This window comes from Chryseobacterium herbae (assembly GCF_025154075.1).
Taxonomy (GTDB): Bacteria; Bacteroidota; Bacteroidia; order Flavobacteriales; family Weeksellaceae; genus Chryseobacterium; species Chryseobacterium herbae.
Genome location: NZ_JAOAMU010000004.1, coordinates 137223 through 152185, shown reverse-complemented (window position 1 = coordinate 152185; position 14963 = coordinate 137223). Strand labels below are relative to the sequence as shown.

At 36.7% G+C, this 14963-nt stretch carries 11 protein-coding genes; 8 read left to right on the top strand and 3 right to left on the bottom strand.

Features of this window, described 5'->3' with window-relative positions; translation table 11 throughout:
* Positions 1–6 precede the first annotated feature (6 nt).
* The gene (locus N0B48_RS13765) at positions 7–1161 is read right to left on the bottom strand and encodes a hypothetical protein (protein ID WP_259839360.1); all 1155 of its coding nucleotides are present in this window, start codon (positions 1159–1161) and stop codon (positions 7–9) included.
* 89 nt (positions 1162–1250) lie between these two features.
* Between N0B48_RS13765 and folE the strand changes: the two genes are divergently transcribed.
* The 8 genes from folE to N0B48_RS13725 all read left to right on the top strand — a co-directional run bounded on the left by folE (position 1251) and on the right by N0B48_RS13725 (position 10843).
* The gene (folE, locus tag N0B48_RS13760) at positions 1251–1919 is read left to right on the top strand and encodes a GTP cyclohydrolase I FolE (protein ID WP_034725871.1); all 669 of its coding nucleotides are present in this window, start codon (positions 1251–1253) and stop codon (positions 1917–1919) included.
* A gap of 7 nt (positions 1920–1926) precedes the next feature.
* Positions 1927–2358 carry a DinB family protein gene (locus N0B48_RS13755; protein ID WP_259839359.1) on the top strand — a complete coding sequence of 144 codons (432 nt, stop codon included), beginning with the start codon at positions 1927–1929 and terminating at the stop codon, positions 2356–2358.
* 121 nt (positions 2359–2479) lie between these two features.
* Entirely contained in the window at positions 2480–3946 is a 1467-nt protein-coding gene (cysS, locus tag N0B48_RS13750; protein ID WP_259839358.1) for a cysteine--tRNA ligase, read from the top strand.
* 551 nt (positions 3947–4497) lie between these two features.
* Positions 4498–5664 (top strand): T9SS type A sorting domain-containing protein, encoded by a 1167-nt coding sequence (locus tag N0B48_RS13745; RefSeq protein WP_259839357.1) that lies wholly within the window; start codon positions 4498–4500, stop codon positions 5662–5664.
* Positions 5665–5813: 149 nt separating this feature from the next.
* On the top strand, positions 5814–8468 hold the full coding sequence (locus N0B48_RS13740; protein WP_259839356.1) for a 4-alpha-glucanotransferase: 2655 nt from the start codon (positions 5814–5816) through the stop codon (positions 8466–8468).
* A 139-nt stretch (positions 8469–8607) separates the two neighbouring features.
* Positions 8608–9579 (top strand): hypothetical protein, encoded by a 972-nt coding sequence (locus N0B48_RS13735; RefSeq protein WP_259839355.1) that lies wholly within the window; start codon positions 8608–8610, stop codon positions 9577–9579.
* Between the two features lie 178 nt (positions 9580–9757).
* On the top strand, positions 9758–10207 hold the full coding sequence (locus N0B48_RS13730; RefSeq protein WP_259839354.1) for a DUF4890 domain-containing protein: 450 nt from the start codon (positions 9758–9760) through the stop codon (positions 10205–10207).
* 126 nt (positions 10208–10333) lie between these two features.
* On the top strand, positions 10334–10843 hold the full coding sequence (locus N0B48_RS13725) for a ferritin (RefSeq protein ID WP_259839353.1): 510 nt from the start codon (positions 10334–10336) through the stop codon (positions 10841–10843).
* A 255-nt stretch (positions 10844–11098) separates the two neighbouring features.
* Here the strand turns inward: N0B48_RS13725 and N0B48_RS13720 are convergent, their stop codons facing one another.
* Positions 11099–11647, bottom strand: a complete 549-nt coding sequence (locus N0B48_RS13720; protein WP_259839352.1) for a hypothetical protein — start codon at positions 11645–11647, stop codon at positions 11099–11101.
* A gap of 131 nt (positions 11648–11778) precedes the next feature.
* A complete protein-coding gene (locus N0B48_RS13715; RefSeq protein ID WP_349644558.1) occupies positions 11779–14934 on the bottom strand; it encodes a UvrD-helicase domain-containing protein in 3156 nt (1051 codons plus the stop codon).
* Between the last annotated feature and the right edge of the window lie 29 nt (positions 14935–14963).

The window sequence follows — 14963 nt, the reverse complement described above, 5'->3', positions numbered from 1 at the left end:
TTTTATTTAAAGGATAGGATGTCTTTCAAATTCTTTAGTGCGGTCAAATAAATACCGGTATGTAGCCAGTTTTCTGGTCACAGTCGTATCAAGACTTTCTGCAATTTTTATCATTTTAGGATTAAAATCTCCGATCCACTGAAGTTCTGTCGTTTTGAAATCCGTATGTTTTCTCAGGTGCTGCGTCCCTTCCCAGATCATATACCCATCAATCCCTTTCTTTTGCCATTCCGGAATAACGCCGAAAACCAGACCAACCATTTTCTCATTCTTTGTGAATTGTTTTATCCACAAAAACTTGAGTTTTTCCACAATCCCAAATCGGCCGTTCAGATATTTGAACCACTGGTTCACATCCGGAAGATTCATCCACATCGCAATAGGTTTTTCATTTTCGTACACAAACCACGAAATATGTTCATTGATGATAGGTTTCATCGTGTTAAACATTTTCAGAACTTTTGTTTCCTCCAGCTGTTTGCCTTCTCCATGACAGGCCCATGCCTGATTATAAATTTCCGTAAAATCTTTAGCGAATTTAGGCAGATCATTCTTTTTCATCGGTCTTGCAGAGATCGCCGGATTTCTGCTGTGCTTGGTATGCATAAGCGTGAAAATCCTTGAAACTTCTGCAAAAATGGGTCTGGAAAAACAAAGTTGTTCGAAATACATTTTGAAACCGTAATTTTCAAACAGATCTTTGTAATAAGAAAAATTATAATTCATTCCAAAGAGAGGTTCAGCAAAACCTTCCGTTAAAAGTCCCCAGAATTTATCCCGTTCTCCAAAATTAATCGGGCCGTCCATGGCTTCCATGCCTCTTTCCTGAAGCCACATCTTGCAGTGATCGAAAATAAAATCAGCGGTTTTCTGATTATTGATACAGTCGAAAAAACCAATTCCTCCTGTAGGCTGGTTCTGTTCGTAAAGGGCTGAGATGAAAACAGCCACTTTTCCTACCGTTTCATTCTGTTTGTTCTTAAATAGAAATCGGGCACATGATCCTTCTTTGAAAGATTTGTTTTTTTTAGGATCAAAAACCTCTTCGATGTCCTGATTTCGGGGTCTTATATAGTTTTTGTCGTGCCGGTAAAGTTGGGCGGGGAATTCTAAAAAGTCCTTTTTCTGTTTTTCGTTCTGTACTTCTTCGACAATAATCATAGGCTAAGTTGAGAATGGACAATGTTTTTCGTTCAAATTGAAATCGATGAACAGATTTTATCCGTATTTTTGTTGCAAATTAAATAAAAATGGTTGATTTTACCGATAACGACGATGATATTTTCACTGGAAAAGAACATACGCCTATTAGGAAAGATGCATTTGATAAATCGCCACAGGAAAAAATAGAAAAAATTACCGAACTTTTCGGTGAAATTATGGAAACACTGGGGATGGATATGACGGATGATTCTTTAAAGGATTCTCCGAAGCGTGTTGCCAAAATGTATGTGAATGAAATTTTTGGAGGTCTTCTTCCCGAAAACAAGCCGGGAATTTCCACATTTTCAAATAAATATAAATACCGCCAGATGCTGGTGGAAAAAGATATTACCGTGTATTCTTTCTGTGAACACCACTTTCTGCCGATCATCGGAAGAGCCCATGTAGCCTATATTTCAAATGGTGAAGTGATTGGTCTTTCGAAGATCAACAGGATTGTGGATTATTATGCAAAAAGACCGCAGGTTCAGGAAAGACTGACGATGCAGATTGTAGATGCCTTAAAAGAAGCACTAGGCACCAAAGATGTAGCCTGTATCATCGATGCAAAACATTTGTGTGTGAACTGCAGAGGAATAAAAGATACGGCAAGTTCTACCATTACGGCAGAATTGAGCGGTATTTTCAGAACCAATCCTATCACAAGACAGGAATTCCTGCATTATGTGGGAAGTCATGCGAAATTAGATTATTAGTAAACAGATGAACTATCAGATTCTTAAAAATATTGTGAATGCCGAACTTCAGAGATTTGAGGCTATTTCTGAAGAAGATTGGAACTATAAAATTTCACCCGAAAAATGGTCGAAAAAAGAAATTTTAGGCCATCTTTGTGATAGCGCACTCAGTAATATCAGACGATTTGTAGTCACTCAGTATAAGGAAAACGATAATATTGTATATGATCAGGATTTTTGGGTAAAAGCACAGAATTATCAGAATATTCCGGTTTCAGAGATCATCGGTCTTTGGAAATCGTTGAATTTTCAGATTGTGCATACCGTAGAAAATATTCCCGATGAAGCTTTGCAGAGAACCTGTGACACCACAAAAACGGTTCCTCAGACTTTCACACTGGAATATATTATCCAGGATTATATTGATCATCTTCAGTATCACTTAAAAGCAATTTAATAATGGTCATATTTAAAAAAGTTTCAAATAAAATTTTTCTCACAACGATTATTTGTTGTGGATAGAATTATTTTAACTAATTTTTAAATCCTTTAATCATTGAATCTTTTAATTTAAAAAAATGCAATTAAAATTATATAACTCTCTTACCGGAGAAAAAGAAATATTTAAACCCATTTTAGAAGGAAACGTAGGAATGTATGTCTGCGGACCTACCGTGTACAGCAATGTGCATTTAGGGAATGTAAGAACCTTCCTTTCCTTTGATTTTATCTATCGTACCTTGATCCACTTAGGGTATAAAGTAAGATATGTGAGAAACATCACTGATGCAGGTCACCTTACAGACGATGGAAATGTCGATAATGACAGATTCGTAAAACAAACCCGTCTGGAAAAGCTGGAACCTATGGAAATCGTACAGAAATATACGGTGGATTTTCATAAAGTTTTGGAAATGTTCAACCTGCTTCCTCCCAATATCGAACCTACAGCTACAGGTCATATCGTAGAGCAGATCGAGCTTACACAGAAGCTTATCGAAAGAGGTTTTGCCTATGAAAGCAATGGTTCTGTCTATTTCGATGTTTTGGAATACAATAACAGAGGACTGAACTACGGTGAACTTTCAAAACGTAATATCGAAGAACTTTTTGCCAATACACGTGATCTTGACGGACAGGGCGAAAAGAAAAATCCACAGGATTTTGCCCTATGGAAAAAAGCATCTCCTGCTCATATTATGAGATGGAATTCCCCTTGGGGCGAAGGTTTCCCGGGATGGCACCTTGAATGTACTGCTATGAGTACAAAATATCTTGGTGAAAAATTTGATATTCACGGTGGAGGAATGGACTTGAAATTCCCACACCACGAATGTGAAATCGCACAAGGGAAAGCCTGCAATGATACGGCTCCGGTGAATTACTGGATGCATGCCAATATGCTGACGATGAATTCCCAGCGTATGAGTAAATCTACAGGAAATTATATCCTTCCGATGCAGTTGGTAACAGGTGAAAATGATTTCTTTGAAAAACCTTTCCATCCTACCATCGTACGTTTCTGCTTCCTGCAGGCGCACTACAGAAGTGTGCTGGATATTTCCAATGATGCGATGATTGCGAGCGAAAAAGGTTTTATCAGATTAATGGAAGCTATTAAAGTATTAAACTCAATCACTCCGGATAATGAAAAACAGTCCGGTTTTGATCTTAAAGAGTGGAAAACTAAAGCTTATGATGCCCTAAATGATGATTTCAATTCTCCGATTCTGATCGCTCATTTATTTGAAGCTGTAAAATATATTTTCGCTTTAAATGATGAGAAAGAAACGATTTCTTCTGAAGATCTTGAAGACTTAAAAACAACGCTGAATGCTTTTGTATTCGATGTTTTGGGACTGCAGAATATTGAGGAAAACAATAACGAGAAGCTTGATCAGACTTTAAAAGTTTTGATTGAACTGAGAAATCAGGCCAGAAAATCAAAAAACTTCGACCTGTCAGACCAGATCAGAGACAAACTGCTTGCTGAAGGCATCGAATTAAAAGACGGAAGAGACGGAACCACCTACGTTCTGAATTAACCTCAAAAATAAATAGTACAGCTCCCGCAGCTCATATAGATTCTACAGCTCATAAAAATCTGTTGTAATCTGTGTGATCTGCGGGAGTTTTTTATGTTCATACTTCAGTAATTTCTTTCTATATCTCTCGCAGATTTAATCCGAAAACCTCACTCACGTCGGCAGAACCGGCCATCTTTGGTAAAACAAAACAGCAAAAATTTTAAGGCTTTATTTTATTCTAAAAATCGTATTTCGGAAATAAGTGAAACGCCTTTGTTTATCTTATTTTAAAGTAATTAAAGTCAATTCTTTGTTTTTCTTTGCGTTAAAAAAGACAAATTCTACTCATCTTTCTCACCAATAACACGAATGTTGCAGTCTTTCAATAGTGGCATTTGTGAAAATATTTGTGCTGTTTGTGTTAAAAAAAAAATTATTTATCGAAATATCAACGTTTAGATTAAATGATTGTAAATGGTATGTAAATACTGCTATTTTTTTATGATTCCATTTTTAAATTATGTAACTTAGTCATACTAAAATCATTACGAATCTAAATTCTACATTGTATGAAAAAACATTTATTCCCTCTTTTCCTGCTTGTGTTAGGTACCAACGCCTATGCACAGCAGGATTTTTTCGCGATTGCCGGAAAAGATACTTCCAGTATTGTTTTCAGTGATTTCCGTGTGATGGATGCGGCCAATGGCACTTCAGGAGATAAACTATTCGCAGCTGATGCTGTGGCAAAAGTATTTTCTCAGGAAAGAAAAGGTAACGTGTCTGAAGATAAAAATTCCTATAATCACTCACAGGCGACTGCCATGGCGGCTCTGGCTTATGATCCGATGAACAATAACCTGGTATATATGCCGATGTTTTCGTCCAATATTTATATTTTGAATGCGAAGACAAAGGAAATTACGCTGGTAGAAAATACTTTTGCCAAAGTAACATCGTGCGATATCAATTCTCATATCACCAGAATGACCGCTGGATATGACGGAAATATTTATGCCCTGAACAACGCTGGATCACAACTTTTGCAAATCAGCAGAAAAGGCAGCCAGTACACCGTTAATGATCTTGGGATTATTAAAGATGATGCTTCCAACGGAAAGAATTCATTCACAGCTCTTGAAACAGGCTTCGGAGGTGATATGATTGCGGATGCTGACAATAATTTCTATGTTTTTTCGGCTTCTGGAAATGTCTTTAAAGTGGTGCCCAAAGAACTGAAAGCGAAATTTGTAGGTAAGATCTCCGGTCTTCCTGAAAATTATTCAGTAAACGGATCTGCAGTTAATGCCAGCGGGAAAGTAGTGGTCGCCAGTGCTAAAGGAGACAGTTTGTATGAAGTAGATTTAAATACCCTTCAGGCCAAAGTGCTTCCTGGTGGAGAAAAACCACATATTTACGACCTGGCGAGTAAATATTTTGCCAATGACAGAGCGACTTCAGCCAATGCATTGGCGAATATCGATATCTATCCGACGAAAGTAGATGAACATTTCATTAACATCAATGTCAATGATCAAAAGATAAAAGGAAATATTCACCTGAATGTTTTCGATATTTCCGGAAAAAATGTGATGAAACAGAAACTGTCCGTAAAAGACGGTTCACTCAATCAGCAGGTCTATTTGAAAAGTCTTGTCAACGGAGCGTACATTGTCAATATTACAGATGAATCCGGTAAAGCTTTACTGAACAAAAAGATCCTGGTTACGAAATAATGGGTTTAAATTAAAGATAAATATTTTATTAAACCTTGTTAAAATTTAAAACCTTTTCAACTTGTTTTGGAAAGGTTTTTTAATGATTATTTGATCTTCAATAAGTTTTATTTTTCGATATTAAAATGTATTTTTATAAAAAAATATAGATGAAGTTATACTTTAATGTAGGATATAATGCAAAGGCCGGGCAGAATCTGCAGCTGTTGATTGTAGATGATAAAGGAGCTGCTGTCCAGACTCATACCCTATTTTATGCAGAAAACGGCATTTGGAAATGTGAGGTAGATTATTTCTCAAAATCAGTTTCATATAAATACCAGGTTTCAGACGAAAAAGGAAATATCCTCAGAGAAGAATTTGTCCTGCATCATCTTAATTTTCCACATAACTACAAGGAGTTTATTATTTTCGATGAATGGAGTAATAAGAATTTTCCTGAAAACTATTTAAACAATAAAATTCTTTATAATAAGCTCAATCAGTTTGTTCCTGAAAAAGCGACGGTTTTAAAAAAGCACACCCATTTATTCAGAATAGAAGCGCCTGTTTATAACCCGGACTGGAAAATTGCACTGTTCGGCAGTACGGCATCTCTGGGAAACTGGAATTACGAAAAAGCGATCCATCTTTCGCAGACCGATTTTGGAATCTGGGAAGCTTCCGTTGAAATTCCTGAGAACGAATTTATTCAGTTTAAATATTGTCTTTACGATTTAAAAGAAGGAAGAGTGATTGATGTGGAGACTGGTGAAAACAGGTTTACCCTTGCCAATCCGCTTCCGGATGTCCTGCAGATTGTTTCCAATCATTATTTTAAGTTCAGGTCCTATCAGATGTATCATGATGCCGGAGTAGCGGTTCCTGTCTTTTCTTTGAGAAGTGAGAATGGTTTAGGAGTTGGAGAATTTTCAGATCTTAAAAACCTCGCTGACTGGACCCGTGAAACCAATCTTGGAATTATCCAGATTCTTCCGATTAACGATACCACGGCCAATTATTCCTGGACGGATTCTTACCCTTACGCGGCTGTTTCTGTTTATGCACTGCATCCGCAGTATATTTCACTGGAAAACCTTGATTTTCCTTTGCCGAAAGAATTAGTTTCTGAGTATCAGTCTGAGAAAGAGGCATTAAATGCTTTGGACTTGATTGATTATGAAAAAGTAATTGCCGGCAAATGGAAATTTTTAAAAACAGTTTTCAATGCAGAAAAAGAAAAAATCTATAAAGACAGAGGCTTCAAAAAATTTATAAAAGATAATGAGCACTGGCTGGTTCCTTATGCCGCTTTTTGTGTGTTGAGGGATAAATATAAAACGCCAAACTTCAACGACTGGAAAACCCACAAGAAATATATTGCTGGTAAAATTTCACAATTCTTTGCCGTAAAAAGTAAAGATTATGATGCTTCGATGCTTCATGCATGGGTGCAATATCAGCTTCACTTACAGCTGAAAGATGCTGTAGATTATACCCACAGTTTAGGTGTTTCATTGAAAGGTGACCTTCCGATTGGTATTTACAGGCATTCTGTAGAAGCCTGGACAGAACCTGAACTTTTCGGAATGGATTTCCAGGCCGGAGCACCGCCGGATCAATTTACAGAACTGGGGCAAAACTGGGAATTCCCGACATACAACTGGGAAGCGATGAAGGAAGACGACTACCGATGGTGGAAAAACAGATTTAAAGCATTGGAACAGTATTTCGATGCGATGAGAATCGATCATATTTTAGGATTTTTCAGGATCTGGAGAATGCCAATATCTGCTACACAGGGGATTTTAGGGTATTTTTATCCTGCTGTTCCGATTGTTGTGGATGAATTTAAAGCCAGACATATTCCGTTTGATTTTAACCGGTATTGCAAGCCTTTCATCAATGATAAAATTCTGTGGAAATATTTCGGTGAAGAGAGTAGCGCTGCGCTTGAATTTATTAACAATAATAATGATGGGACCTATTCATTTAAAGAAGAATTCGATACCCAGAGAAAATTAACCGATTTTTTCAAAAAGAATCCAAAAGGTGCTATTGAAGAAAAACTGGTTTCACTCTGTGCCAATGTTTTATTCCTGGCTGAAGAGAGAAATGGAGAAACGGTCTATCATCCAAGATTTAACGTTTACAATACAGATTCTTATCAATATCTTCCTGAATGGGAGCAAAAAGCAATCTATGACCTATACCACGACTATTTCTTCAGAAGACAGGATCATCTGTGGTATGAAAAAGCAATGGAAAAGCTTCCGGTTATTCTGAATGCTACAAAAATGCTGATCTGTGGGGAAGACCTTGGAATGGTTCCAACATGTGTCCCTGTGGCAATGGATGAGCTGGCGATTATCGCGTTAAAAGTTCAGCGTATGCCGTCAGATAATATTCCGTTTTATAATCCTAAAAATGCAGATTATATGAATGTGGTCACGGCTTCTTCCCATGACAGCTCTACACTGAGACAATGGTGGAAAGAAGATCCGGCTTTGACCCAAAAATATTTTAACCAGCAGCTGATCCAATATGGAAAAGCCCCTGAAGAAATGGATTCTCACTTAGCTGAAATTATCATGAAACAACATCTTTACAATGATGCGATGCTGGCTATTTTCCCGATTCAGGAGTTTCTAGCGACTGATCCGGAACTTACCAATCCGAATGTAGATAATGAAAGGATCAATAATCCTGCGGTTTTTCCACACTACTGGCGTTACAGAATGCATCTGAACCTTGAGGATCTGAAAGGAATGAAAGAATTCAATGAAAAAATCGCTTATTGGATAAAAGATAGTGGAAGAGCGTAAATTTAACATTTGATTATCAATTGGTTAACGATAAATTAAAAGAAGTTTGATCTTAGGATTTAACTTCTTTTTTTTATTTATATCCAAAAGATAGAATAGAGATATTCTACTATATACTAACCAATTAACGACTATAGAGATGAAAAAAATACTTTTGGGATTTGCCTTGGGACTGGCAGCTTTGTCTTCCGCCCAGCAGTATCCAAATAACGGATGGGGAGATGACGGGTATTACCAGAACGGAGGCTATACCGATGAAGATGACAGGAATTATTTCCCGGACGATTATTATTACAACTATCCGCAGGACTATTATCCAGGCGATTACTATCAGGGATATTACAATGATTACAGAAACAGTGTCACCAATATCAACTGGAATGTCTTCTTCAGGGAAAACAGACTGAACCGTTGGCAAATGGACCAGATCATGAGTCTGAATAATTTATATGTGAATTTCTCTACATGGGATAATTTTTACAAATATAACCCGGACAGATGGTATTATGACAGATTCTATGCGTTGGAAAGAATTTTAGGACCAAGGGTATTTGTTGTTTTCCAAAACAATTATTACCGTGGATCAAGCCCGATCGTTTACTTCCAGAATTACAGAAGAACGTATTATGTGCCAAGATATGCCGTAATGCCGAGGTACAGAAATGTAAATATCAATGTGTACAGAGTAGACAGATCAAGATTCCGCAGAATGGATAACCCAACCTTTAATGTGATCCGTACCAGCGATAGACCGAATAACGGATTCAGAGGACCGGTAAGAGATGGCAGTAATTCCGGAGGTTTCAGAAATCAGGCTGGAAATAATGACAGAAGATCTGAAAACTCAGGAGGTTTCCGTAACGAAAACAATAGAGAAAGAAACAATGGTGGTTTCAGAGGAAGTTCTGAAAATAACGGGACAAGAGAATTAGGAAATAATGGAGGCTTCAGAGGAAGCGGTGAAGTGAAAAGAGAAAGTGCTCCACGAAGAGAAAATAACAGCGGAGGATTCAGAGGAAATGGAGGAAGCTCAAGATCTGAAAGTCAGCCTTCGAGATCACAGAACAGCAATGGGGGTGGTTTCAGAGGCAATCTGGTAAGCAATAAATAATTTTCATATATTATATTTAAGTGGTGTGAAGGACAGGTTTTAGGATCTGTCCTTTTTTATTTTTCAATTTTATTATTTTAATAGTATAATTTAACATTTTTTATGAATATTTCGGTTTAACTTATCTTTTAACTAATAATCAAAGATATGTATAACAATTAATTAAATATTTTTTAAGATGAAAAAACTAGTTTTAGCAATAGCATTTATCGGAATAGGAGGTCTTGCCATGGCGCAACAGACAACAACTCCACAGGACAAAGAAGCAAGAAAAGCAGAGATGCACCAGAAAATGGAGCAGAAGCACCAGAAGCACCTTGATGAAATGAAAAAAGATCTGAATCTGAACGACTCTCAGGTTGCACAGATAAAAAGCCTTCATGAAAAAAGAAAGTCTGAAATGAAAGCCGACTTCGATAAGAACAAAGAAGCAAGACAGGCAAAAATGGAGGATATGAAAACTAAAAGAGCTCAAATGGATGCCGATATGAAGAAGATTCTTACTCCTGATCAGTATGATAAATGGCAGGCCGACAGAAAAGCTAAAATGGAGCAGAGAAAGACGGCAATGAAGGATGGGAAAATGATGAAGAAGCCAATGAACACTGCAGCTCCGGAAGCTAAATAACAGTTCGTAATTTTGATTTTTTAATGTGAGAAGGATGGGGAAATACCCGTCCTTTTTGTATTAAATTTCATTAAAACTTTTGATTTCGGGCTTTTATTCCTTATTTTTGAATATAAATTTATACTTATGATCAGCGAAAAAATTGCAACGTTAATTAACGAACAGATAGCTCACGAACAATATGCTGCACAATATTACCTTTCAATGTCTGCCTGGTTTTCAGGAAAAGATCTTGACGGGATTGCGAATTACTTCAGAGTTCAGAGCAAAGAAGAATTGATGCACGCAGATAAAATGTTTGACTTTTTAAATGACGTAGGCGGAGACATCATCATCGGAGAGATTGCAAAACCTCCTCATGAATTCGAAAATGCAACAGATATCTTCGAAAAAGCTCTGGAGCACGAGAAAAAAGTAACAAGAAGCATCTTTAACATCGTAAAAAATGCAAACGACGAAGGTGATTTTGCGACAACTTCTTTCATGCAGTGGTTCATCAACGAGCAGGTAGAAGAAGAAGCCAGCGCTTCACAGTACGTTACAAAAATCAAGATGGTTTGCGACAATCCATCTGCATTATATCTTTTTGACCAGGAATTGTCTCAGAGAGTTTTTGTACCGGCTGCAACAGCTTAAGTACATATAAGGTAAAAAGCCGCCCGGCCGTTCGAAGAACGGCCGGGCGGCTTTTATCTTGATGGATATCCTGATTTCGAAGTTATCCACAAATATGGGTGAAATTTTCTTCTGATTGTTGGTAATATCTGTAGTTTTAAATCTTATAATTACCTTTTGTTACAGATGTTTAACAGGTGTTTTAAAAGTTATCAACATTACTTTGTGGAAAACTATTGACAAGTAGTATCTTTCTATGATGTTCCTTTTTTTTTATCAGAGATCTGACTGTTTCTCTATAAAAGCTTCTCTCCATTCCTGCTCTTTTTGACTCTCTGAAGAATTCTTAATACTCATGGAGTCTATTAATTCCCATTGATTTCCCTTATATGTAAATAGCTTTTCCTTATAAATCTTATTTTGATAGTATACAGGATCTCCAGTAGCATTATAATTTAGAAATTCTTTTGGGATTAAATAAACATAGATTTCAAAATTCTCTTTGAATTTTTCAATATTTAAATGATTTATTCTGTCTACTTCCTTATCTATTTCACTGTCCTTAAGATTTAATTTCTTTTTTGGGAGTAAATAAATGATAAGATTTCCAAAAGTATTTTTCTCTTTAGGGTTGTAAATACAGCCATAGTCTGCGGTTAGAAAATATTTTTCACCGTAAGAATAATCACTGCATTTTAATAAATGATCAAAGCTAACTTTAGTGTTTTTTCCTATTGTATTCTGTGATGTACTGCTTTCAATTTTTTTTTGAGCGGACATAAAAAGAGCTTGGCTCAGCGCAATTAGGGTTAATATTTTTTTCATCTTATTGTTTTATTGAGTTGAAGTTGCTTTATGGTCTTCCTACTGTTAGTAATATTTAAAAGTAGATTTTTTTTTGAAAATATTGAGTTATTTGTTGTTAATTCTTGTTCAATTCGAGCTCTTCTGGAAAACTATAAATAAATAAGCTGCGTCTTTAAAACCTTTCTTCCCAGGCTTTCCAGGATATTTTTATACCTTTCGATCTGGTATTCATTTTTTTCCGTTTGTTCACCGGTTTTAAAATCAACAATGATATAGCCTTCATCACTCTTTAGAATACGGTCCGGTCTGAAAATATGACTTTGACCTCTGTCCGAGATCATGATGTCTTTTTCATTGATCACTTCCCACTTCTCGTCAAAAAATTCGGCATATTTCTGAATAATTTGAGTCAGGGTTTCCTGAATCTCATCTTTCTCCTCCCTCGTAATCTGTCCATCCAGCACGTAGCTCTCCAGAACTTTTTCTGTATCTTTTTCTGTATTGATTTTCGACAGTAATTCATGCACAAAAAGCCCGATTCTTACCTTTTCATTCCGTACCTGATAGTTTTTGGATGGCGTAGCAATTTTTATAGAAGACCTGTTTTCATTAATATTTTTAAGGTTTTGAATATCCTTGGTTTTAAATAATGAGGTTTTATCTTTAGAATGCTTTTTCAACATTTCAGGATGCACTTCATACAGATCAAATTCATCAGCTCCCTCGATGTTTTTTCCGTTAAAAAATTCCAGCAGTTCAAGATTGTTAGATGTTTTATTCGCTTTCTGAAGATAGAAAAACAGCTGCTCTACAGGACGTGTCGTAGCTACATACTGAAGACATAGCCTGTCGATGAGGTTTTTGTAGGAATTCTTTTTGTTGAATGCTTCAATTTCCTGATCATACACTTCAAGGTTTTTATTGAACTGATTGATGTTGACCGATTTCAGAGCATCGTCATTATTGGTGTCAAACCAATTGGTAAACTCACCGTCCCGGTTTTTATTCATCATCGGGATAAATACAATCGGAAATTCCAGTCCCTTTGATTTGTGAATCGTCATGATCTGAACGGCATCAATATTTTCTGAAGCCTGAATCGTATACGCAGAAGCCTCTTCATCCCAATATTTCAGAAATTCTTTCGTGCTGGCTCCCGCATTTTGTGTAAAATTGAAAAGCATTTCCAGGAAATTCAGAAGGAAATCTGTTTCCTTATTATCTACAGCGAATTCATTGATGTAATACTCTACAAAATTATACAGGTTGAATCTTGGGAAATTTTCCTGCTTCAGCTTTAATGAATATTTGTTCTGGATGAACTGAAGAATTTCTTCATGCGATTCAAGTTCCAGAACTTCTTTCATTTCCAGCGTAAAATCTGCCATATGAATTCTTCCCAATGTATTCAGATAATACATCATCATGATCAGATTGGGTTTATTCTTTGGATTGATTTCCCATCGCAGAAATTCAATAACTGCTTTCAACGTGTTGGAAAGTTCAAGTGTCAGACCTTTGTCGGAAATTGTTTTGATATTGGTTTCTTCTCCGCGGTATTTTACTTTCAGATTTCCCAGTTTTTGAGAATAACTGAAAATATCAAAATTGCCCCGGCATAAAATCGTGATGTCTGAAAATTTAAAACCGTTATCCAGACTTTCCTGAATATCGTTCCGCATTTTCTCAGAAGTATCATTATAAAAATCTTCATTCGTGAGATTTTCGATCAGACTTACTTTTACACGTCCGTCAATCTGGGATCTTGGACTCTGTTCAGCATCTTCCCCGAAAATATTACGGTGCTCTTCCTCCAGATTCAGAGAATGATAACGATACAGCTCATTATTGAACTGTACAATGTTTTTGGCACTTCGCCAGTTATCTTTTAAAACAAGAAGACTTGCCTGCTTGGGAGAAAATTCCTTTTTGTTGATAATATCCAGCATCAGCTTACTTTCTCCACCACGGAATCTGTAAATACTCTGTTTGGGATCACCTACCAGCGTAAAAGAGGTGTATTCCGAGGAAACACTGTGGTCCCGCAACGGAACAAAATTCTGCCACTGCAATTCCGAAGTATCCTGAAATTCATCAAAGAAAAAATGTTGAAACTGCGCACCCACCTTTTCATAAATAAAGGCTGATGGCTCGTTCTTAAGATTTTCATTGATCAGGATATTAAATTTCGAAAGCAGAACCAGATCATTCTCTTCCTCGATTTTTTTTAATTCATCCTGAATATCTTTGTTCACCTTTAGCGGAAGAAGGGCAGATAAAATCTTTTCCTTCTTTTGCGTTTCAATATAAAGAAGAATCAGCTGCATCCTGTTGTCCAGAAGCTGATCAAGTATTTCCAGTATTTCGGGTTCTTTACTTTTAGATTTCGTGGCGGCCCCCTTTCTGTAATTGTTGACTACAGATTCTTCCTGCGTGGTAGGAAACGGAAAACCGGGTCTTTTCTGGTTATAAAAATCCTGAACCTTCGTGAAAAATCCTCCGATTCCGTTTTTGCCCTGAGCAAAATCTTCGATCTCAATATTTCTGGATCGGAAGAGTTCCACAGAGTTTGTAGCAAGCTCTGCAGACTTCTTTTTATTCTGTACGATCTCTTTTCTGAGCGTATTTTTTATATTTTCATAATTCGTATCATCAAAGCTTTTGTTGCTTTTCAGATGTTCGTAGTGAATATCTTTTACAAACTCCTTGGCGGAATCATAAAGGCTTTTATTCAGATTGATCCTTTCATTGTTTTCCAGACTGTAATCTACATAATCCATAAAAGAATTGGAGATATTGTCATTTTCACCGATCTGGTCGAGCATTTTATCTACAGCTTCGATCAGAAACGGTTCTGCATCGATCTCAAGATTAAAATTTTTCGCTAAACCCAATTCATAGGAGAAACTTCTTACCAACCTTGAATTAAAACGGTCAATCGTTCCGATATTCAGGGTTGAATAATTATGAAGAACGTAATCCAGCAGTTTTTTGGAACGGTTGTGAAGCTCATCAATAGTAATTTTTAAACCATCAGCTTCAAATGCTTTCTGAATGTTTTTCAGATCCCCGTTTTCTGCAAAATTATCGGCTGAAAAATTCCCCAGCCACGACAGAATTCTCTCCTTCATCTCATTCGCTGCCTTATTGGTAAAAGTCAGTGCGAGAATATTCCTGATCGACTGCTGCTGATTGGGATACCGGAGACAGATCATCAAAAGCCTCTGGACAAGGGCATATGTTTTCCCCGACCCGGCTGAAGCATTGATCACTGTGTAAGAATTTTGCATTGCTGAATTTAGAATTGAGACTGCAAGTTAGCTAATTTTTAAGT